The sequence below is a fragment of the Paenibacillus sp. 7523-1 genome (assembly GCF_002276415.1).
GTDB classification, from domain to species: domain Bacteria; phylum Bacillota; class Bacilli; order Paenibacillales; family Paenibacillaceae; genus Paenibacillus; species Paenibacillus illinoisensis_A.
Genome location: NZ_NPBR01000012.1, coordinates 38,892 through 59,788 on the forward strand (window position 1 = coordinate 38,892; position 20,897 = coordinate 59,788).

Here is a 20,897-nt window from a genome sequence, read left to right on the forward strand (position 1 = left end):
CTCCTAATCCCGCAGCGTTCGACCGGTCAGATTGAGGAACAACGTCTCCAGATCGGGCTCTTCAACCTGGAGCGACTGAATGGCAATCTCGTGTTTGCTGCAGATGAAAAGGATATCCTGCAGATCCTGCTGAGCCGATGGCAGCGTTATGGTCAGGGTGTCTCCTGCCACTTCTACTGCACGCACACGCGGATGAAGCCTCAGTTCCTCAACGGCACCGGGGCCAATTCCCGAAGCGCTCAGCACGATTTTCTCCTCGGACGCTACCCGCTCTCTCAGTTCCGCTTCGGTGCCACAGGCAATGATGTGCCCCTGATCCATGATTGCCACCCGGTTACTGATCGCCGCGACTTCCTCCATGTAATGGCTTGTATAGATAATAGTTGATCCCATCTTGTTAAGCGTGCGCACAGATTCCAAAATATGATTTCTCGACTGGGGATCAATTCCTACCGTGGGCTCATCCATAATAATTAGATCCGGCCGGTGCATAATGGCACATGCGATGTTCAGCCTGCGTTTCATCCCGCCAGAGAAAGTGGACGGAGCATCCTTCGCTTTATCCTGCAGCCCGACAAATTCGAGCGATTCCTGCACCCTTTCCTTCAACAGTTTCCCGCGCAGTCCGTATAGCCTGGCAAAAAAAGTGACATTCTCCGCAGCAGTCATCGCTTCATACAGCGCCAGATCCTGAGGCACAAGTCCAATCTTGCGTTTGACTTCAAGCGGTCGCTCCTTCACTGAAATGCCATTCAGCCGGATTTCGCCCTGATCGATGCTGAGCAAACCTGCAATCATACTGATGGTGGTGCTTTTGCCTGCTCCGTTCGGCCCCAAGAGTCCAAATATCTCCCCCCGCTCCACACTCAGGTTCAAGTGATCCACTGAAAGTTTGCTGCCGTACCGTTTTACTACATGTTCCATTTCAAGAATAGCCATCGCTCATACACTCCTCTTCCACTCCAGCATCCCGCCGCCAGATTTCGTATCTGTATTGTACCGAATCCCATGGCCCCGCGAAGGTACGAAAGGTCATAAGATGAAGGTGACTTAAGTCATCTCCTGCATAAGAAGCAGGCTGTGCTATAATCAGGGGTGCATTACCCGTAATTTCCCATTCTATTTAAAAAGGATGTTTCTTACCTATGCCGATGCGCATACTGCAATACGGTTTAATTCTCGTTCCTGCTGTCCTGTACCTCTTGATGCAGCCCTTGGACCGAGATGATTTATATACGCTGTATATCATCATTGCCCTGGGACTCTCTGTCTGCAAGGATTTTGCCCGTTCTCGTGCTCGGTATATGCTGCTCATCCTGGCCGAAATGCTCTGGAGCTGCTGGCTGATTGCTGTATACGGACACTTCATGTTGTTTTTGTCCTTATCCATACTCTATGTGTATATGTATCGACTTGAAGGGACATCGCGCTGGTTGATGTTGGGGGCTCAGCTTGTCGCCACAAATATAGCGTTACATTGGCAATACACTCCGCCTCAAGAGCTGCTTCCTTGGTTTGCCTCGGTTCCTACCGAGCCAAAATTCCCCTTCCTGGAGGAGACAGCGGGAAGAATGGTGGGAAACCTGATTCTTGTCCTTACCGCCGCACTCTCCTGGCAGGGTTCCAGAATGGCAAGCAGTCGCGGACAACTGGAACAGGTATATGACGAGCTTCGCAGTAAACATTACGAGCTTCAAGACGCTCGTGCACAGCTGCTGCTGTTTACGAAGCAGCTTGAGGGAGTGGCACAGGAGGAAGAACGGACCCGGATTTCAAGGCAGCTTCATGACGATATCGGCCACCGCCTCATTCGTACGAAAATGATGTCCGAGGCTGCCCTGTTAACCCTTCCTCTGGATACCGAACAAGGTACGGAAATGGTGAAACAAATACGCGATCAATTGGCGGCAAGCATGGATGACATGCGTTCTACGCTTCACAAACTGCGTTCCAGTTCGTATGTATCCGAAGCCTATGCACTGGATCTTCTTCTGGAAGAGGTAGGCAGGGAGACGGGGGTGAAGACGAGTTATGAAGTCCGCGGCTCATCCCGTGAGCTGTATCCGAGCATGCAGATCGTACTATATAAAAATGCCAAAGAAGCGCTGACCAATGCCCTGAGACATGGAAACGCCAGCACAATTACGGTGGAAGTGGAGTTCGGGGAACTTGAGGTTTGCATGTCCGTCAGCAATGATGGAGTAATCAGAACAGAGCAGTCGGCAAGAGCCCAGCCTGAGGGCATGCAATCGAACCGCAGCACAGAAGCAGATTTGGGCCCACCGGGAATGGGGCTTGAAGGAATGCGACTCCGCACAGAATCCATTGGAGGCCGGCTTGAGATCCGGCAGGCTTATCCTTACACCGTAACTACACGTTTGCCCATGATGAAGAAGGCTGATTTGATCTAAGAAAGGAAGTGATGGTGCCCATGTCTGAACGAATGGAACCAAGTAACCATAAGGAAGCTGAACAAATCCAGCCCATTCGGCTGATTCTCACGGATGATGACTCTTTTATTCGCGAGAGCCTGAAGGTCCTGCTCGGACTTGATCCTGGCATTATCGTCACGGGCACGGCATCCAATGGACGTGAGGCACTTGAACTGCTGGAGTCAGGAACCGCTGCCGACGTTGTATTGATGGATATCCGCATGCCGGACTGTAATGGCGTGGAGGGTACCCGTATCATCAAGTCCCGCTTCCCTGACATGCGTGTACTGATGCTGACGACATTTGATGACGACGAATACATTATCCAGGCTCTGCAGAACGGTGCTAGCGGTTATTTACTCAAAAATGTACCCCCCGACCGAATTATTCAAGGCATCAAAACAGTACATAACGGTGATATGCTGATTCACCCCGATATTGCCCGCAAGCTTGCGGGGCTGCTTCGTCCGGCTGCGGCTCCCCAAACACATTCACATCAACCTCTTGATGCTTACGGTCTGACACGAATGGAACTGGCCGTTGCGGAAGCGATATCTGAGGGGCTGTCCAACAAGGAAATTGCGGCTAAACTATTCCTAAGTGAAGGTACCGTCAAAAACTATGTCACCGAAATTCTCGGAAAACTTAGTCTGCGTGATCGGACACAGATCGCCATCTTTATGTTGAAGAATTAGCTTCACATAGCACAAAGGGTACTCCCTCGCTTTCCATGCGGTGAAGTACCCTTTATTGATTACATTTCTACCGATCCTTGTTCATTCACGCCCGGAGCTGGCAGAGCCAGCGGAGCTTCATCATTATGATTATTTTTGCGACGGGCAAATAATTTGAGTGTGATGATATGGAACAACGTCAGCGGACGCAGCTGCACTGCCCAAGCTTCATGGTTGTCCGGAGCCATAAGCACACCTAGCTGATGATGTTCACCTTCATAGATGGCCCGCTGCATAAATTTGCTCTCCCCCTGATGGTTACGAACTTCCAGTTTACAAAAGGCCGGATTCATCCTCAGTGCACGATGCAGTTCTTCCGGTGAGTCTACCATCACACCGTTCACCTTATAGAGTGTCTCTCCTGCTTCGATGCCCAGCTCTGCAGCAGGGCTATCCGGAATAATGCCAAGCACCTTCAAGCCATGGACCGGATGAACAAACACCGGACTGCGGTGCTGTTCCTCGAACCCACTGTACCACACCAGAAATTCATGGCCGATAAATGCTGCCAGAGCGGCAACCACCATAAGTGGTGACCACCACGCCGCCAAGAGACTGAGCACAAGCAGGCCTGTCCCGTAGAGCAAGAGCCGCTTGGCGGATATCTGTACCTTTTGCCCAGGAAGCATACTCTGCGTAACTTCGCCGAATCCAAGCAGGATCGGAAGTGCCATCAGCATATAGCCATCTCCTGCATTCAAGAGAGGACTCCAAGCGAGTTCTGCTCCACTCCCCGTTACGGGTACCATGATCAGCATCGGGATCGGCCAGAAATGCTGCAGCTGGTATCCTCCGACCAGCTTGCCGCGCTTGCCTTCAAAGAGCAATGGCGAAGCCATGGATACCCCTTGCAAGCGAACCAGCATCGCTTCACCTAGATGCAGTAAGGCAGCCAGTACTAGTAAAGCAGGCATGTCCAGCGCACGCAATGCCTCCGTGACACTGCCAATCCATCCCGCCGGCTGCCATCCTGAGGCCAGGTTCAGCCCAAACTGCACTACGCCAAGCAGCCCTGCCGCGTAGGCGAAGCACAGATAGCGAATACGGAACAATGCCAGAATTAACGTTGCGGCCCATATGCAAATGATACTGGCAAGTGTAAGGTGCGCCCCTAGGAAGATGGATACCACCGAGACGATGACACCAATGACGATCCCTCCAAGTAAGGCACGGATCGTCTGGGTGATGGAGCTTTGCAGACGAACATGAAACAACCTACGTTCCTGTAATAATTGACGATGATAGATCAGTGCAATCAAAATGACCGCAATATAATAAAACGGCTGAGTAAACAACTGCAGCACTGCTTCTCCTAATGTTGTTAACCATGGCCAAGCCCATTCCATGATGGCCCGTCACCCCTCTCCTTCAGCCGGTTCAGAAAAAAAGAAGGCTGATAATCAGCCTTCTTAATGGCTTCGACACGACGGTCTAAATATCCTTTGAGACATTTTCGATCGCGCGCTTCAGCTGTGCATCATATTGAGGATTGGCAATACGTTCAATCAGAGCCGCTTCCAGTGATTCAGCGGTTTTCTCGTCGATCTCGCCGGTCGCCTCAATGCCTTTCTGCTTCTGGAATGCTTTGACCGCTTCTTGCGTCTTCTGGTCATAGTATCCATCTACACGATCCGGCTTGAAGTCGAGTCCTCTCAGCATCGTCTGCGCACTTTTCACATCCGTGCTATTGCTGTCATATTTCAAAGGTAATTTCTCTTTGTTAATCGGTGCCACCGAGAAGTAATCCGGCTGGTTCACCGCAATATCCGGTTTGATGCCTTTTTCATGAATCCAGTCTCCATTCGGAGTCAGCCATTTTGCAATGGTGATTTTCAATAGGCTGCCATCACCCATTTGCTTGTCATAGCTCGTCTGTACCGTGCCTTTACCAAAGGAGTTTTCGCCAACCAGCGTTGCGCCAGCAGACTGCTGCAATGCACCGGCCAAAATTTCTGACGCACTCGCGCTTCCTTTGTTCATCAGTACCGTAATCGGGTACGACTTGCTGGAACCGTTCGATTTGCTTTGCTCACGTTTGCCGTTTTTGTCCTCGACCTGCACGATCACTTTGCCTTTTGGAACAAACTGCTCGGCAATGTCGATAACGACTTGCAGTACGCCGCCCGGATCATTACGAACGTCAATGACCAGACCCTTCATGTTCTGTTTCTCCAGACTGGCCAATTCTTCCTTAAAGCGTTCTCCGGTATTCAGCGAGAATTGGGTGATGGTAATGACACCTACACCGTTATCCTCCATGTGGGCATATACAGTCTCGAGATCAATGTCATCACGCACAATTGTAAATTCAATCAATTCTGTAGAACCGGCACGCTTCACTTGTACCTTGGCTTCACTGCCCTTTGGACCTCTGATTTTGTTAACAGCCTTGTTTAATTCAAGGCCTTGCAGAGATTCGCCGTTCACAGACATGATCATGTCTTTCGCCCGAATGCCTGCTTTCTCGGCAGGTGATCCTTTGATCGGGGAAACGACAACGACGTTTCCATCCTGCGAGGATACCTCGGCCCCAATTCCTGTAAAGGATCCTTCAATGGATTCCTCGAACTGGGCAGCCGTTTCCTGTCCCATGTAGTTGGAGTATGGATCGCCAAGAGATTCCATCATGCCGTTGATCGCACCATCGATCAGCTTGGTCTTATCGACATCTTTATAGTAGTTGCTTGAGATCAAATCCATTGCGGTTTCAATCTTCTTCAAATCGTTCTTCTGCTGCGTATTACCGGTTACACTGGCCAGCAGGCCTTCACCCGAAGTGGTCTGATTGGCCACACCGGGATAACTCATCAGTACCAGCGTAAGCAGGCTCCCTCCAAGGAGGGCTACAATGGCAAGCAGCAGCGCCGATCTTTTCTTCATCATCCGTTTGCTCACCGCCTTTAGTTTTGAAGCGTGTCAGATTCCATTTGCCCGAATCCATTCCCTGAACATGCCAGCTTAGTATATGTCTAGCTTGTACGGAATATGTCTTTTCCATTCCTTCACAGTCAATCCATTACAGGTAATTCATCGGATTCACTGGCGTACCATTTTCACGAACTTCAAAGTGCAAGTGAGGTCCGGTTGAATTACCTGTGTTGCCTGACTCGGCAATAAGGTCGCCTTTGCTCACCGTATCTCCCTTACTTACCTTAAATCCGCCTTCACGCAGGTGACCATACAATGTCCAGAGTCCGCCACCATGGTCTACGATAACAGTATAGCCGTATCCACTGTACCACTCCGCCATGATGACGATACCGCCTGATGCTGCATGAACCGAGGTTCCCACAGGTACAGCAAAATCGGTACCATTGTGCATCTTGCCTACTTCTCCCGTAATTGGGTGTGTACGACGACCGAATGGCGAGGAAATGCGTCCGCCGGATACCGGTTTGGAGAAGATACCATTTCCCGCTGTATACGTGGTTTCACTACTGCCTGTGCTGACTTTCGTTGGCGCCTTCGCTGCGGCTGCAGCCCGAGCTGCTGCGGCTGCTTTTGCTTTGGCAGCGGCGGCTGCCTGCTGCTCACGAAGTTTGTTTTTTTCCTGAAGCAATGCTGAACGCTTGCTGGCGATCTGAACCAACATATCTTCCTGCTCCTGCGTCAGTTCTTCCGACTCTTCAATTTTAGCATCATAGGAAGCCAGAAGCACCTGCTTCTCCTGTTCCTTTTCATTTAACTGGGCTTTACGTTGTTTCTTTTGTGCATAAAGGCTTTTGGCTTCCGCATACTGCTTGTCCAGTTCAGCCTTTTTGTCGACAACGAGCTGCTTGTCCTTTTTGTGCTCATCCAGCAGATGCTGGTCCTGATCCACAATGGTTTTCAGCGAATCTGCACGGGTCAGGAAATCCGAGAAACTTGTTGAAGATAACAACACATCCAGATAGGATACTGCTCCATCGGTATACATCAGACGTACACGCGATTCCAGCAGTTTCTCCCTTGCAACAATGCGCTCCTCTGCAGCCTGGAGATCTTTTTTCGTCGTCCGAAGATTTTCTTCCGTATTCTCAATTTCCAGGGAAACGTTCGCCAGTTCATCACTGACAACATTAATCTGCTCCATGACAACCTTCAGATAAGCATTGGTTTTGTTCTTGTAATGCTGGGCTTCCTTCTTGTTGGCAGCAGCCTTTTTCTGTTCCTGTTTGGCCGCAGCCGCCTTGCTCTCCAGCTGGCTAATCTGTTGATCTATGTCGCTAATGCTACTCTTGGCATATCCGTCCGAAGGTTGAAGCGTCAATCCGGCCAATAACGTAAAGGCCAGCAGCGAAGCTGTTTTTTTCAAAATGGTGATCCCCCATCCTATGAATTCACAAGAAAGCAACCTGCACAGGTGGTGAACATCATGTTCTTATGCTTTCTTCCATCTAATTAACAGTGCGTCTTCCCTACATATCGTCAAACAGCGTCCAATTGTGAACCTGCTTTGTCATTTTATTTCGACAATTTCTGCAATTTCAGTAATAAAGCATTAAACGTTAAGCGACTTGCGAATGGACAGAGTACTTCCCAAAATACCTACCAGCATACCGAGTCCGATCAAAAGGGTTCCAAACAGCAACCAAATGTCGCTGAGCGGGATCAGGTTAAGCATCTGCATGAATACATCCTGACCAATGGTAGCCAGTAGGCGGCTGTAACCGAAGAACAGGACGGCTACCGTAATCACCGAACCGATGAATCCAATCAGTGCACCCTCAATAAAGAAAGGCCAGCGAATGAATGTATTCGTTGCACCGACGAGCTTCATGATGCCGATCTCCCGGCGGCGGGCAAGAATCGTTACGCGAATCGTATTCGAGATCAGGAACATAGACATAAGAGCCAGTCCCCCGACAAAAATAAATCCGATATTCCGCACAAGGCGTGTAAATTTGAACAGCACGTCCACCGTTTCCTTGCCGTAGTTCACTTTCATGATCGGCTTCTCCGGGTGCTTTTCGTTCAGGGCTTCAATTTTTTGCGCCACAAAAGTGACGGTTTCCGGTTCAATGACCTCAACTTCAATGGTCTCCGGCAGCGGATTATTATCCACGTCAAAACCGTCCAGCACGTTATTCGCACTGTCACCGAGACGTTCGCGGAACTCCTTGAGCCCCTCTTCCTTGGAGACAAAACGAATCTCGCTTACTTCCGGCATTGCACTGATCTCCTGCTGCAGCGTATTGCGCAGACTCTCATCCACATTCAGCTCCAGAAACGTACTAATCTCCACCTGGCTGTCCACCTGGTTAGCCATGGAGTTCACATTCAGCACGAGCAGCATGAATACTCCGAGAATGAGCAGTGACACGATGATCGACATGATGGATGCCACAGACATCCAGCCGTTGCGGAATACGTTTTTGAATCCCTCCCGCAAATGGCGCAAGAGAGTACTAAAATTCATAACCGTATTCCCCTCTCATCTGATCCCGTACAATCTGGCCGCGCTCAATGGCAATAACCCGTTTACGCATCGTGTTCACGATATCCTTGTTATGGGTTGCCATGACAATCGTCGTTCCTCTGAAATTGATCTCGTCCAGCAGCTGCATAATGCCCCATGACGTCTCCGGATCAAGGTTACCCGTAGGCTCGTCCGCGATAATCACCGACGGATTGTTTACAATCGCCCGTGCGATGGCAATACGCTGCTGTTCCCCTCCGGACAATTGCGAAGGTTCACGATTCGCCTTGCTGCGCAGTCCCACCAGATCGAGCACTTCCATGACCCGTTTCTTGATGTGACGCTTCGGTGCCTCAATAACCTCCATGGCAAAAGCCACGTTCTCAAACGCCGTCATCTTGGGCAAGAGACGGAAGTCCTGAAAAACTACACCGATGTTGCGGCGCACATAAGGAATCTTGCGTGGTTTCAACTTGCCGATATTAAATCCATTGATGGATATTTGTCCTTTGGTCGGAATTTCTTCTCTGTACATCAGTTTCATAAATGTTGATTTACCTGCGCCGGACGGACCGACGATATACACAAATTCATTGCGGTCGATCTTCACCGACACCCCTTGTAATGCGTGGGTCCCATTGGCGTAGGTCTTCCACACGTCCTGCATTTCTATCACATCATCACTTCCTGCTCACATAGTTAGCCATTATCATTTCGACACAATCCCGGCAATTCCTTTAAAAAGACCCGAATTTCATCAGGAGCAATCCATTTTACCCTTATTTCGATCCTCTGGGATGGAAACATATAAAATATATTGTAACAAATTTGTTACCTATTGAGTACCCGAAAGTTTTCCTGCATTGGATCATATATATAGAAAGTGTTACGAAATGCGGAACATCAGAAGTAAAAAGGAGCGTACGGATATGAAAAAAATACATTTGGCCGTCATTGTTGTGTTTTCCATTCTCTTTATCGGCTCCGCTTCCTACGGATTGTTGTATATGTATGTGAATCAGCCCGCTTTGCCGAGTAAGGTGCAGGTTGGCGGCTGGCAGGTCGGCGGCGTGAATCGGAGCGAGGCGCTTCTGGGACTGGACGAACGTTTGAAAAAGCTGGGGGACTGGCCTGTTACGCTGGAGGTGGATGAGCCCCCCCTGACGCTGAACATGACTGCGATCGAAGCCGGTGCGGAATACAGTGCGGACGCCTTTCGTGCGGCGGTACATGAGCTGGAGGAAGGGAATGTGTGGGAGCGTGCGTATGCCCGTTATCATTTTGCGGAGGAATGGCCTCTCGAACAACGGTACAATAACCAATCCCTTAGAACACGTTTGAGCCCTGACTGGGAAAAGGAAACCTTCGGCACCCCCGCAGACGCTGTCCGGCGGATCACCACAAACGACAAGATCCAGTACATCCCGGAGAAGGGCGTCCGGCGGATCGCCTGGGATGAACTGGAGGCTAGGCTGCTGGCGAAGCTTCCCCACGATTTCACCGTGCTGGACAATGCGAACACACCTGCTTCAATGTTAATTCAGCTACCGCTATACACCCAGCAGCCTGAAGTCACGGTGGAGTCTTTACGCAAGGAAGGCATTGAGCGGAAGATCATCCAGTTCTCCACAGGGCTTGGCAACAGCACGGAAGGACGCATACATAATGTCAGTGCAGCAGCACAATCCGTGAACGGCATGATTTTGGAGCCTGGCGGCATGTTCGACTATGAAAAGATCATTCGACATGCCGAGAAGGAATACGGCTTCCGCGAAGCCCCGGTTATTGTAAGGGGGCGTCTCACCCCAGGGATTGGCGGAGGCATATGCCAGGTTTCCAGCACCGTATACAATGCAGCCTTGTTAACCGGACTTGATATTGTCGAGCGGCGCAACCATTCGATACCCGTCAAATATTTGCCAAAAGGACTGGACGCCACTTTTGCTTCTGGCGCTATCAATTTCCGTTTCAAGAATAATACGGGCAAATCCCTGCTGATCCTTGCTGAAGTGAAGAATCACCAATTAACCGTCAAATTTTTTGGTACTTTTCCCGAGAATGTCAGCTACGCGCTCGAATCCCACACCATCGAAACGCTAAGCGCCCCTGTAAAGTATGTATCCAGCAATGTGCTGCCGGATGGCGCCCAGCAGGTTTTGCAAAACGGACAGCCTGGCTACATTGTGGAAACCGTACGTATCAAGAAGGTGGATGGCAAAGTGGTGGAGTCCAAAACCATTTCGCGAGATACCTACAAAGCTCAGGATCGCCTTATCGCACGTTCAGGTCATAGCAGCCTGCCAGATCCGCAGGAGCCTTCTGTTGTAGAGGACGGCGTGAGTGATACCAAACAGCCATAAGAGTTGGAAAAAGTAAAAACACACCATTCTATTGCTCCCATTGGAGACAGAATGGTGTGTCTTTGTTGTTCACTTCATATTAATGCCCTGCTGTGTATTCTCCCTGTTCCTCGCGGATCACCATCTTTTCTTTTCCCATAAAGAAAGAAGCAATCAGAGCCAGTACCGCCGGAATGGCCGCCCAGGCAAACAACTGAACGATCGAGGAGGATAATGCTTGAGTGATAGCCTCCAGCACCTGAGGAGGAATTGCCTGTCTAAGCTCCGGAGAGAGCAAGGCGTGCGGGTCACTCAGATTCAAGCCCTCCGGCATACCGCCCGCTGGTACTCCAGCTCCCGCACCGCCTGCTTCTGCAGCAGAACCGGCTAGGGCATCGTTCATTTTGCGCGTAAATACCTGGCTCTGAACAATTCCAAAGATCGTAATCCCCATCGTCATCCCGAGCGACCGCAAAAAGTTAAGCGTAGAACTTGCGGCTCCCCGTCTCTGCGGTTCGAAGGCATTCATGGCCGCATTGCTGAGCACGGAGAACGAAGCTCCCACACCCAGACCGACAAGCACCATAAATACACGGATCGTCCAAAGGGACGAGCTTTCGTCCAGTGTCGTCAGTAAGCCAAGACCAAGAACCAGCAGCGCCAGTGTCGGGATCATAATGTTCCGGTATTTGATCTTGGTCATCAGCACCCCGCCCATCGAAGCGGTGACGACTGACCCCAGCATCATGGGCAGCAGCACAAGACCCGAATTGGTCGCTTTACCCCCGAGTACACCCTGTATGAAGATGGGAATGTACACCGACGCCGTGATAAATGCCGCACCACTGAACATGGCAATGACATTGCTGGACCAGTACACGCGATTGCGGAACATGTTAAAGGATATAATGGGTTCCTTCGCTCTTGATTCGGCAAATACGAACAGCAGCGCCAGCACTGCAAATCCGGCAAACAAACCGAGAATTTGCCACGAGTTCCAGGCATACGTTTTGCCACCCAGTTCAAGGCCGAAGATCAGACATACGACAGCACCAATCAGCGTCACTGCACCCAGCCAGTCAATCTGCTGGGATTGATGCTGGTGAGATTCCTTGTAGAAAAACGCAATAAACACAAACGCAATCAGTCCGAGCGGCAGGTTAATATAAAATACCCATTCCCATGTGGCATACTGTGTGATGTATGCACCCAGCAGCGGTCCGAATACGCTGGATAATCCGAAGACAGCTCCAAACAATCCGCCCAGCTTGCCTCGCGCTTCCGGTGCAACCACGTCAAACATGATGGTAAATGCAATCGGCACCAAGGCACCTGCACCAATCCCCTGAATGGCTCTGTACATGGTCAACTCCACAATGGATGTTGCTGTTCCACATAACGCCGAACCAAGCATAAACACGATAATTCCGAATACAAAAAACTTCTTCCGTCCATACATGTCGGACAATTTACCGAAGATCGGCATGCCTGCCATCTCGGCCACCATGTAAGCTGAAGTAACCCAAACGAATTTGTCGAGGCCACCCAGCTTCCCGACGATATCTCCCATCGCCGTTGCCACGATGGTGTTATCCATCGAAGCCATCAGTATGCTGAGCAGCAGCCCTGCCAGCACCAATCCAATACTGTTTTTACGTGCAACCATTGTACTCAATCTCTCCATTCACGCTCTATTCATATGACTGAAATAGTATATCCGAAAAGCTTCCTCCAATAATCAGTCCATGGACCGATTGCGCTGAACCAAAACTTCGGATTGTGAATGGATCTGCAGCGAAGAACGGTATTCAACTGTACCAATTCGGCAGCCTGGGCCAATTTTTATTTTATCTCCCCGGACAACCTCGGCTACCGTGTTCTCTAACTCAATGTCATCTCCTTCAATCATGTTTGCCTTGAGAATCGATTGATTACTCGAGAACAAACCTTCAAGCAGCTTCCCCCGGCCGCTTTTCACAGAGATGATTGAACCGCCAATTTCCCTGGCTTCAGACGGACCCATAATTTTAAGTATCATTTGTTCTGCGGTAAGCATACCTCCGACCGTAAAACGACCATTGAGTTTGAGATTCTCCGCCTGGCAGTCACCCGGTAGATGAAACTCACCTACCACTTTCATTTTTTCAGCTTTTGCATGTAAGCCGGATACGCCACTCCCACTCTCATCTTCAGGGCCGACAGCTCGTTCTGTTAGGGTAAGGGTTCCCGTAATTTTAATATCGTCTGATTCAAGAGATCCGTAGATGACCGACGTACCCGTACATTTGAATTGATCACAATATAAATCATTGTTAAAGGAGGAGTCTCCTACAACCTTGACCTTGCCGTACACACCGCCAGCGGAGCTTCCTTCACCGATAATGCTGATGTCATTTCTCTTGTCTAATGGACTAACGTTATGGTTATTCAAGACGCATCCCATTCCTTTCTCTATAAATCCCACTTAAATGCGCTGGCTGCTGCCCACCTTGGCATCTGGATCAATCTCAAGCTCGCCTGAGTATTCAACAAGCCTGATGCTGCAGCCACGGCCGATATATACTTTGCTTCCACGAACAATATCAGCTTCCGTATCTTCCAATACGATCTCATCCCCTTCAATTAAGGATGTTTTGAAGGAGGGTGTACCGCCCAGACCGATACTTTTCCAAAAGCCACTTTGTTCCTTTCGACGAATATCAATACGTTCTCCGCCAATCTCTTTGGCTGAAGAAGACGTATGCAGCTTGATCTCAACGGATCCTGCATTCAGGAAGCCACTAATTTTGATGTTGCCCTGGACGTTCAGGGACTCACATTGTACGTCACCATCAATCGTGATCATGCCGCCAATATCGATGCGTTCTCCATCCACTCGTCCACGTACGGTACACTTGCCGTTTACTTCAAGCTCAGGACTAATGAGGTTTCCATGAATGGTTGTCAGTCCATCCACACGAACACGGGAACTGTTCAGGGGGCCGTTCAGCGTGCACATGCCGTTAATGGTTGCACTTTCCGCACTTAAGGCTCCATGCATCTTCAATGTCCCATTCACACTCAAGGAGGTACAATCCAGATTGCCGTTTACTTTAGCCATGCCATCAATGGAAACCCGGTGAAAAGCTCCACCTGGTGTTTGGCTCAAGCCTGATACATTCAGATCATTTCTCAAATGACGTTCTTCCATGTCCATTCTCCCCTTTATCCCAATTTAAGTTTCAGCTCTTCCATATACGTGCCCAGCGGAAGTCTCAGTACCACTTTGACGCCCTGATCAAAATAAAGCTCTGATCCTGAACCAGTAAGCATGAATGTCGGTACGCCCATCTTGCGAATAAGCAGCAGCTCACTTGCTCTGTTTGCAAAACGATAATAATGCTCAGACATGACATCTATCAGCAATGAGCCCTCCTGACGGGTGATTTCTCCGCTAAGTAACAACTTCTCAAGGACATAGAGCATCATAATCTGCTCCAAGGCATACATGGGTTGTTCCCGTCCTGCCTCTCTTACCAATTCAAGCGAAGGCAATGAAACAATGTTTCGGTCCATTAATTGCTCCGCAGACATTTCAACCTCACCCAGTGTGGGCGAAAATACGTCTGCCAGCTCATCTAGTGATAAACCATCCTTCATATTGAGGATCTTATCGATACGTGTCAGCATCTGTTTTTTAGGAAAAAAAGTTTCTTGCCCTGTGTATGAAGACTTCCGAATAAACCATTCTTCCGGAATAAGGTTTTTCCGCTTCCAGCGGTATAACTGACCATAGGAAATCCCTGTAAGGTCCAGCAAGTCTTTTTTGGAGATCAACTCATCCGTCATATATGGTCCCCCTTTGTGTTGAAGTCAGTGTAACATAACATTGTTACGTTGTGAAGTATAGAAATCATTTTGCTCAACATGGAGCTCAATTAACCGCTACCTATTTAACTTTTTTTGATCGCTGCCGATCCTAGTTAAAACATCACTTTCTTTAGCTATGAATGTTGTTGTTGCAATGGACGGGGTTTGGGTATAACCTGTGTGATAGAAACGAAGGAGCCATTAACTGGGACCGCATTCAACTCAGGTCGGAACATTCAGTTAATGAATTCATGAAAGGGGTTACTTTGTAGAGATGGCACTCATTAAATGTGATTTTTACTCCGACACGCTAGGACTCAGTACGAGCATGCATGTTATTCTGCCACAACAGACCCATAATCAGATTGGGATGGATAACGTTTCGGGCAAAGGACTTCATCCTACGCTGTATTTGCTGCATGGCCTATCGGATGATGATTCCATCTGGCTGCGCCGGACATCTATTGAACGTTATGTGGCAAACCTCGGAATCGCTGTTGTCATGCCGCAAGTGCATCGCAGCTTCTATACGGATATGGCCGAAGGCGGACGTTACTGGACGTTCATCAGTGAAGAGCTGCCTGCCCTGGCACGCTCCTTCTTCCCGCTGTCTTCCAAACGGGAAGACAACTACGTTGCCGGCTTGTCCATGGGTGGTTACGGGGCATTCAAACTGGCCCTGCGCAAACCGGATCAATATGCCGCAGCAGCAAGCTTATCGGGGGCTCTCGATATGGCTGCACATATGGATAACAAAATTCTCTCTGCACTGCAGCAGACCGAAATGGAGCGCATCTTCGGACCAGAGATCAAGGGCTCGGAGAATGACCTGCTTCATTTGCTAAAAGAAAGTCAGACAAGCCAAGGGCCACGTCCACTTCTCTATCAATGCTGTGGCACGGAAGATTTCTTGTATGAAGAGAACCAATCTTTCCGTGAGGCTTGTGCACAGACCGATTTTCAGTTGACCTATGAAGAAGAACCTGGCGGACATGACTGGGCATACTGGGATGAGAAGATTCAGAATGTGCTGCGATGGCTGCCACTGCCTGAACGGAACTAATGGGAAGCACGCTTGGAGCATTGAAAGAAAGTAAGAGGATTTACTGGCTTACATGCACTCATAATCTCTTTAATTTCCACTAAACAAAAACGTATATTCTAGATTTAATATTCTTAATGTGCTTACCCGCTTTTCTTACTAAAGGAAGCGGGTATTTGGCTTGAAATATACAAGACACCAGAACTACACGACACGAACCCATCCTCCTAACGTCTCATACATTTGGTTTAAGTGAGTAATTAGTATCAATTGATTCTCGTTGTTAAATGTACCGAAAGTACCATAACATAAAAATGTGATTATGACGAAGATATAAGATGAGCCATATTAACTAATAAAATTAAACCGAATAAAGTTACTACATACTCTATATTTAGGTTATTTAACATCTCTATCTTTTCTATAGATGTGAGAAGCACATACATATAATACATAAAAATCGGGGGAAGTCTGCATGGAGTTTAAAGATTACGATGACTTAGTAGGGAAACATTTGAAACAAAATATTACGGATGTTAGAGGCGTTCTTCTAATAGCTAAGGGTACCCTTCTGCTTCCTGAACATATCGACAAACTAAAAAAATTTAACATTCATATTCTGGATGTAGAGTCGGCATTGGGAGTTAACGAAGTGGATGAGGAAACGAATGATCAGGTACATACGCACAACCAAGACAATATCGATCAGCCACGTATTCATTTTCCTTCTATCCCAACTAAAGAGCTTATTCAGCAAACGGAGTCCTATCTTAAAGGAATGAAAAACAGCCTCGAACTAACCGGAACAGTGGATATTGGAGAAGTTGAGGATAAATTAACTTCGGTTATCATGGACACATCGAATTCAGCAAGCTTGTTCCGACTCCTTTCAGAGCTAAAGGGAACACGGGATTTTCGCTATACCCACAACATGGGAGTTGCATTCATTGCAACCAAGCTGGGGAAACAACTTCGCTTGGACGAACAGGAATTAAAGACATTGACTACTGCAGCAACTCTATATGATATTGGTTCAACCAAACTTCCTTCGGATTTAGTGAACAAAACGTCCAGATTCAATGCAAACGAGTATGAAATCATGAAACAGCATACGATCTGGGGACATGATATGTTGAAGAACTCCATGGCAAGTCCTCGTGTAGCACTGGTTGCACTGGAGCATCATGAGAGAGAAGATGGCAGTGGTTATCCGCATCGTTTAAAAGGTGATCAGATCGACCCTCTGAGCAAAATAGTTGCTCTTGCTGATATTTATATGGCCATGATATCCCCTCGTCCATACAGAGAAGCCCACCCCTTCTTCAATGTTGTTAATATGATTCACGAAGAAATTATGGATAATCGTCTGGAGTCCCAGATTGGGTTAACCTTTTTGGAATCATTAATGGCATCCCAACTAGGTTGTGAAGTTTTGTTATCCGATGGGAGACAAGGTAAGATCGTACTCGTCGATAGAAATTATCCTACTCGCCCTTTAATCGCGCTAGAGAATCAAGATTTCCTTGATCTCACTAAAACAACAGCCATAACTGTAAAGGAAATCATCGGGTGATGAAAATGGTGACATTAGGAGATCGATTATCGTTAGATGACAAAACCCTATCCAGGGATATTTCATGTCTGTTGGAAGTTGCTGATGCTGAATTGTTTCCTGAAAACACAATAAAAAAGTTAATCAACATTCTGCGAAGGAACGGTTATGATTGCATTGAAGACATTGTTAACGCTAGTGAAAAGGAGATACGGCTTCTGAAGTACATTGGACTTCAAACGTTTAACACGCTAAAAACCTTGTTAATGGAGCTATCTGAGTCTGAAAGATCCAAGAATTCGGAAAGGAATATAACACACAGCTCAAAAGTCACTAAAGGATTTAGCACAAATTCTAAATATTCATTACCCTGGAATGACAGATACTAGCCCACTCTTCCCTTCCTAACCATACATAGATAAATGCACCTTTCTGCTGGAACTTCAGTTTAAACACGAGTTTATAATCTTCTGAAATGAAAAAAAGCCCCTCAGGTCTTGCGGTAAGAGTTCATATAAGAATCTCTTACCCACTCCAGACCTGAGGGGTTTTAAGAAGACGTTCCTTCCTTATAAACAATGTATAGCAGCGGTACCGTTAGCCGCGGCTAGTGATCCATTGCACCGTAATTTCCAGCACCTTTTCACTGCGTCCAATGGCTTCAGCCACTTGTCCGGAAGCTGTACCACCATATACGTTACGTGCGTTAACCACCGCTTCCGGTTGGAGCACATCGTAGATGCGGTCGTCGAACAGCGGGGAGAACTGACGGAACTCATCCATGCTCAGATCCAGCAAATACTTGCCGTTCTGGATGCAGTACAGCACCGTTTTACCGATAACTTCATGCGCCTGACGGAATGGCAAACCTTCGCCGACGAGGAAGTCAGCAATATCCGTAGCGTTGGAGAAGTCCTGGTTCACTGCTTGACGCATCCGGTCCTTGTTCACTTTCATTGTCGCAATCATCGGTGCGAACAATTGCAGTGCGCCTTCGAGCGTAGCAACTGTGTCGAACATGCCCTCCTTGTCTTCCTGCATGTCTTTGTTGTAAGCCAAAGGAAGAGATTTCAAAACGGTCAGTAAACCGATCAAGTTGCCGTATACACGTCCGGTTTTACCACGAACAAGCTCCGGTACATCCGGATTCTTTTTCTGCGGCATAATGCTGCTGCCTGTGCAGAACGCATCGTCCAGCTCAACAAAACCAAACTCGGTACTGCTCCACAGCACCAGTTCTTCACTCAGACGGGACAGGTGAGTCATGATGAGGGAAGCAGCTGCCAGGAACTCCACGATAAAGTCGCGATCACTAACCGCATCCAGACTGTTCTCGTACACACCGTCGAAGCCGAGCTGCTCGGCCACGAAGTGGCGGTCAATCGGGAATGTTGTTCCTGCAAGTGCACCTGCACCCAGCGGCAGAACGTTAATCCGTTTATAGCTGTCCATCAGACGCTCTGCATCCCGTTGGAACATGGAGACATACGCCATCAGGTGATGTGCGAACAGAATTGGTTGTGCACGTTGAAGATGGGTATAGCCTGGTACGATTGTATCCAGATTGTCCTTGGCCTGTCCGATCAACGCCTCCTGCAGCGCATGCAGCATGCCGACAAAACCAACTACACGCTCACGCAGGTACAAGTGCATGTCTGTTGCGACTTGGTCATTCCGGCTGCGACCTGTGTGCAATTTGCCACCGACAGGGCCAATGGTTTCGATCAGGTTTTTCTCAATGTTCATGTGGATGTCTTCATCCGAAACGGAGAATTCCACTTCGCCTGCACGGATTTTGTGCAGTACTATAATCAAACCTTCCTTGATCGTCTCCACATCTTCCGCAGGCAAAATACCGCATTTGCCCAGCATGGTAACATGGGCGAGACTGCCCTGAATATCTTCCTCAGCCAAAGCTTTGTCAAAGTTGATTGATGCCGTGTATTCCTCAACCAGATGATTGGTTTGTTTGGTAAAACGTCCTCCCCACAGCTTGCTCACGGTGAGTTCTCCCCTTTCGTTCATGGACAAAGCCGCCCCTGCCCGATGTGCAAGAACGGCCTGCCCTGTAAAGTTATATTGGTCATGATATGAGGCTATTTCAAAGTATTATTTCTTGTTTTGTTCCACGCCGGAATTAACTTTCAGACGCAGGGCGTTCAAGCGGATAAAGCCGGTTGCATCCCCTTGATCATACGCTTGTGTTGGATCAGCTTCCATCGTAGCAATGTCCGGGTTGTACAGGCTGACAGGGCTTTTCACGCCTGCGCCAATGATGTTGCCTTTGTACAGTTTTACACGTACGGTACCTGTTACGTTTTTCTGGCTTTCGCTTACCAGCGCTTGCAGTGCCAGACGTTCCGGTGCAAACCAGAAGCCGTTATACACGAGTGTGCTGTAACGGGTGATCAGACTATCACGCAGGTTCATCACTTCACGGTCCATGGTGATGGATTCCATTTTACGATGTGCCGTAAACAGGATCGTTCCACCTGGTGTCTCGTATACGCCGCGGCTCTTCATGCCAACAAAACGGTTTTCAACCATGTCGACACGACCAATGCCGTGCTTGCCACCCAGTTCGTTCAACTGCTCCATCACTTGAAGTGGGCTCAAACGCTCGCCATTGAGTGCTACGCAGTTGCCTTGTTCGAATTCCAGTTCAACGTATTCCGCTTGATCGGGTGCATCTTCCGGTGCGTTGCTGAGCAGGAACATGTCTTTGTTCTCGTCCGTGCTTGGGTCAAACCAAGGATCTTCAAGCACACCGCTCTCATAGCTGATATGCAGCAGGTTACGGTCTGTGGAGTAAGGCTTAGCAGCAGATGCCGTTACCGGAATACCGTGTTTCTCTGCATAAGCAATCATCTCGGCACGTCCCGGGAACTGGTTGCGGAATTCTTCCAAACGCCATGGCGCAATCACTTGAACGTCCGGTGTCAGCGCAGCTGCGTTCAATTCGAAACGAACCTGGTCATTTCCTTTACCAGTAGCGCCGTGAGCGATTGCAGTAGCGCCTTCTGCACGAGCGATGTCGACCATACGTTTCGCGATTAGCGGACGAGCAATACTTGTGCCGAGCAGGTATTGTCCTTCATACAGAGCACCCGCTTGGAACATCGGGTAGATGAAGTCTTTGGCGAACTCGTCGCGCAGATCGTCGATATATACTTTGGAAGCGCCGGTAGCGAGTGCTTTTTCTTCGAGACCGTCCAGCTCATCCTTTTGTCCGATATCTGCAGTAAATGCGATAATCTCTGCATCATAGGTTTCTTTCAGCCATTTCAAAATTACAGATGTGTCCAACCCGCCGGAATAGGCGAGTACAATTTTTTCCTTAGCCATGTTCGTTGGTCCTCCCCAAATTCAATTGCCAATAAGTTAACAAGCTATGCATCTGTTAAAACTACGAGCCAGAAAACCTTCCGATCGCTCTTATCACCAGATTTTTTGATCCCTTCTTAAAGGGTAAAATCCGGGGATAAAGGCGAACACTTCGTTTCTTCAGGTCTTTTCTGTCTCTCCGTTTTTGTGAATGCACCAATTTATCT

17 protein-coding genes are annotated in these 20,897 nt (G+C 48.5%); 5 read left to right on the forward strand and 12 right to left on the reverse strand.

Annotated features, from left to right (window positions below):
• Positions 1–3: 3 nt before the first annotated feature.
• A complete protein-coding gene (locus CHH60_RS14915) occupies positions 4–939 on the reverse strand; it encodes an ABC transporter ATP-binding protein (RefSeq protein ID WP_095359892.1) in 936 nt (311 codons plus the stop codon).
• Positions 940–1,145: 206 nt separating this feature from the next.
• Here CHH60_RS14915 and CHH60_RS14920 point away from each other — a divergent pair, with 206 nt between their 5' ends.
• Complete coding sequence (locus CHH60_RS14920) at positions 1,146–2,411, forward strand: sensor histidine kinase (protein ID WP_095359893.1); 1,266 nt, start codon at positions 1,146–1,148, stop codon at positions 2,409–2,411.
• A gap of 32 nt (positions 2,412–2,443) precedes the next feature.
• The gene (locus CHH60_RS14925; RefSeq protein ID WP_441339395.1) at positions 2,444–3,127 is read left to right on the forward strand and encodes a response regulator; all 684 of its coding nucleotides are present in this window, start codon (positions 2,444–2,446) and stop codon (positions 3,125–3,127) included.
• Positions 3,128–3,186: 59 nt separating this feature from the next.
• Here CHH60_RS14925 and CHH60_RS14930 read toward each other — a convergent pair whose 3' ends face one another.
• The 5 genes from CHH60_RS14930 to ftsE form a co-directional block, all read right to left on the reverse strand.
• Positions 3,187–4,512, reverse strand: a complete 1,326-nt coding sequence (locus CHH60_RS14930) for a PDZ domain-containing protein (protein WP_095359895.1) — start codon at positions 4,510–4,512, stop codon at positions 3,187–3,189.
• 85 nt (positions 4,513–4,597) lie between these two features.
• Complete coding sequence (locus CHH60_RS14935; protein WP_095359896.1) at positions 4,598–6,049, reverse strand: S41 family peptidase; 1,452 nt, start codon at positions 6,047–6,049, stop codon at positions 4,598–4,600.
• A 133-nt stretch (positions 6,050–6,182) separates the two neighbouring features.
• Positions 6,183–7,460, reverse strand: coding sequence for a murein hydrolase activator EnvC family protein (locus CHH60_RS14940; protein WP_095359897.1), 1,278 nt, complete (start codon positions 7,458–7,460; stop codon positions 6,183–6,185).
• Between the two features lie 186 nt (positions 7,461–7,646).
• Positions 7,647–8,564 carry a permease-like cell division protein FtsX gene (gene ftsX / locus CHH60_RS14945; protein ID WP_095359898.1) on the reverse strand — a complete coding sequence of 306 codons (918 nt, stop codon included), beginning with the start codon at positions 8,562–8,564 and terminating at the stop codon, positions 7,647–7,649.
• On the reverse strand, positions 8,554–9,240 hold the full coding sequence (ftsE, locus tag CHH60_RS14950; RefSeq protein WP_095291427.1) for a cell division ATP-binding protein FtsE: 687 nt from the start codon (positions 9,238–9,240) through the stop codon (positions 8,554–8,556). The genes ftsX and ftsE overlap by 11 nt, the downstream gene beginning before the upstream one ends.
• Before the next feature lie 253 nt (positions 9,241–9,493).
• Here ftsE and CHH60_RS14955 point away from each other — a divergent pair, with 253 nt between their 5' ends.
• Positions 9,494–10,924, forward strand: coding sequence for a VanW family protein (locus tag CHH60_RS14955; RefSeq protein ID WP_095359899.1), 1,431 nt, complete (start codon positions 9,494–9,496; stop codon positions 10,922–10,924).
• Between the two features lie 79 nt (positions 10,925–11,003).
• Here CHH60_RS14955 and CHH60_RS14960 read toward each other — a convergent pair whose 3' ends face one another.
• From CHH60_RS14960 to CHH60_RS14975, 4 genes are all read right to left on the reverse strand, one after another.
• Positions 11,004–12,569 (reverse strand): MDR family MFS transporter, encoded by a 1,566-nt coding sequence (locus tag CHH60_RS14960; protein WP_095359900.1) that lies wholly within the window; start codon positions 12,567–12,569, stop codon positions 11,004–11,006.
• 72 nt (positions 12,570–12,641) lie between these two features.
• Positions 12,642–13,334 (reverse strand): hypothetical protein, encoded by a 693-nt coding sequence (locus CHH60_RS14965; RefSeq protein WP_141236953.1) that lies wholly within the window; start codon positions 13,332–13,334, stop codon positions 12,642–12,644.
• 33 nt (positions 13,335–13,367) lie between these two features.
• Positions 13,368–14,093: a polymer-forming cytoskeletal protein gene (locus tag CHH60_RS14970; RefSeq protein ID WP_176476073.1), complete on the reverse strand. Its 726-nt coding sequence runs from the start codon at positions 14,091–14,093 to the stop codon at positions 13,368–13,370.
• Between the two features lie 14 nt (positions 14,094–14,107).
• On the reverse strand, positions 14,108–14,731 hold the full coding sequence (locus CHH60_RS14975; protein WP_095359903.1) for a YhbD family protein: 624 nt from the start codon (positions 14,729–14,731) through the stop codon (positions 14,108–14,110).
• Positions 14,732–15,026: 295 nt separating this feature from the next.
• Here CHH60_RS14975 and CHH60_RS14980 point away from each other — a divergent pair, with 295 nt between their 5' ends.
• Together CHH60_RS14980 and CHH60_RS14985 are read left to right on the forward strand one after the other, a co-directional pair.
• Complete coding sequence (locus CHH60_RS14980) at positions 15,027–15,815, forward strand: alpha/beta hydrolase (RefSeq protein WP_095359904.1); 789 nt, start codon at positions 15,027–15,029, stop codon at positions 15,813–15,815.
• Positions 15,816–16,269: 454 nt separating this feature from the next.
• The gene (locus CHH60_RS14985) at positions 16,270–17,367 is read left to right on the forward strand and encodes an HD-GYP domain-containing protein (protein ID WP_095359905.1); all 1,098 of its coding nucleotides are present in this window, start codon (positions 16,270–16,272) and stop codon (positions 17,365–17,367) included.
• Between the two features lie 576 nt (positions 17,368–17,943).
• Here CHH60_RS14985 and argH read toward each other — a convergent pair.
• On the reverse strand, positions 17,944–19,347 hold the full coding sequence (gene argH / locus CHH60_RS14995; RefSeq protein ID WP_095359907.1) for an argininosuccinate lyase: 1,404 nt from the start codon (positions 19,345–19,347) through the stop codon (positions 17,944–17,946).
• Between the two features lie 108 nt (positions 19,348–19,455).
• A complete protein-coding gene (locus CHH60_RS15000) occupies positions 19,456–20,691 on the reverse strand; it encodes an argininosuccinate synthase (RefSeq protein ID WP_095291411.1) in 1,236 nt (411 codons plus the stop codon).
• Between the last annotated feature and the right edge of the window lie 206 nt (positions 20,692–20,897).

What these genes read in the sequence shown, in the direction of transcription:
- CHH60_RS14915 (WP_095359892.1), bottom strand. Translation starts at nt 939, where the DNA reads ATGGCTATTCTTGAAATGGAACATGTAGTAAAACGGTACGGCAGCAAA.
- CHH60_RS14920 (WP_095359893.1), top strand. Translation starts at nt 1,146, where the DNA reads ATGCCGATGCGCATACTGCAATACGGTTTAATTCTCGTTCCTGCTGTC.
- CHH60_RS14925 (WP_441339395.1), top strand. Translation starts at nt 2,444, where the DNA reads ATGGAACCAAGTAACCATAAGGAAGCTGAACAAATCCAGCCCATTCGG.
- CHH60_RS14930 (WP_095359895.1), bottom strand. Translation starts at nt 4,512, where the DNA reads ATGGAATGGGCTTGGCCATGGTTAACAACATTAGGAGAAGCAGTGCTG.
- CHH60_RS14935 (WP_095359896.1), bottom strand. Translation starts at nt 6,049, where the DNA reads ATGATGAAGAAAAGATCGGCGCTGCTGCTTGCCATTGTAGCCCTCCTT.
- ftsX (WP_095359898.1), bottom strand. Translation starts at nt 8,564, where the DNA reads ATGAATTTTAGTACTCTCTTGCGCCATTTGCGGGAGGGATTCAAAAAC.
- CHH60_RS14955 (WP_095359899.1), top strand. Translation starts at nt 9,494, where the DNA reads ATGAAAAAAATACATTTGGCCGTCATTGTTGTGTTTTCCATTCTCTTT.
- CHH60_RS14960 (WP_095359900.1), bottom strand. Translation starts at nt 12,569, where the DNA reads ATGGTTGCACGTAAAAACAGTATTGGATTGGTGCTGGCAGGGCTGCTG.
- CHH60_RS14970 (WP_176476073.1), bottom strand. Translation starts at nt 14,093, where the DNA reads ATGGAAGAACGTCATTTGAGAAATGATCTGAATGTATCAGGCTTGAGC.
- CHH60_RS14975 (WP_095359903.1), bottom strand. Translation starts at nt 14,731, where the DNA reads ATGACGGATGAGTTGATCTCCAAAAAAGACTTGCTGGACCTTACAGGG.
- CHH60_RS14980 (WP_095359904.1), top strand. Translation starts at nt 15,027, where the DNA reads ATGGCACTCATTAAATGTGATTTTTACTCCGACACGCTAGGACTCAGT.
- CHH60_RS14985 (WP_095359905.1), top strand. Translation starts at nt 16,270, where the DNA reads ATGGAGTTTAAAGATTACGATGACTTAGTAGGGAAACATTTGAAACAA.
- CHH60_RS15000 (WP_095291411.1), bottom strand. Translation starts at nt 20,691, where the DNA reads ATGGCTAAGGAAAAAATTGTACTCGCCTATTCCGGCGGGTTGGACACA.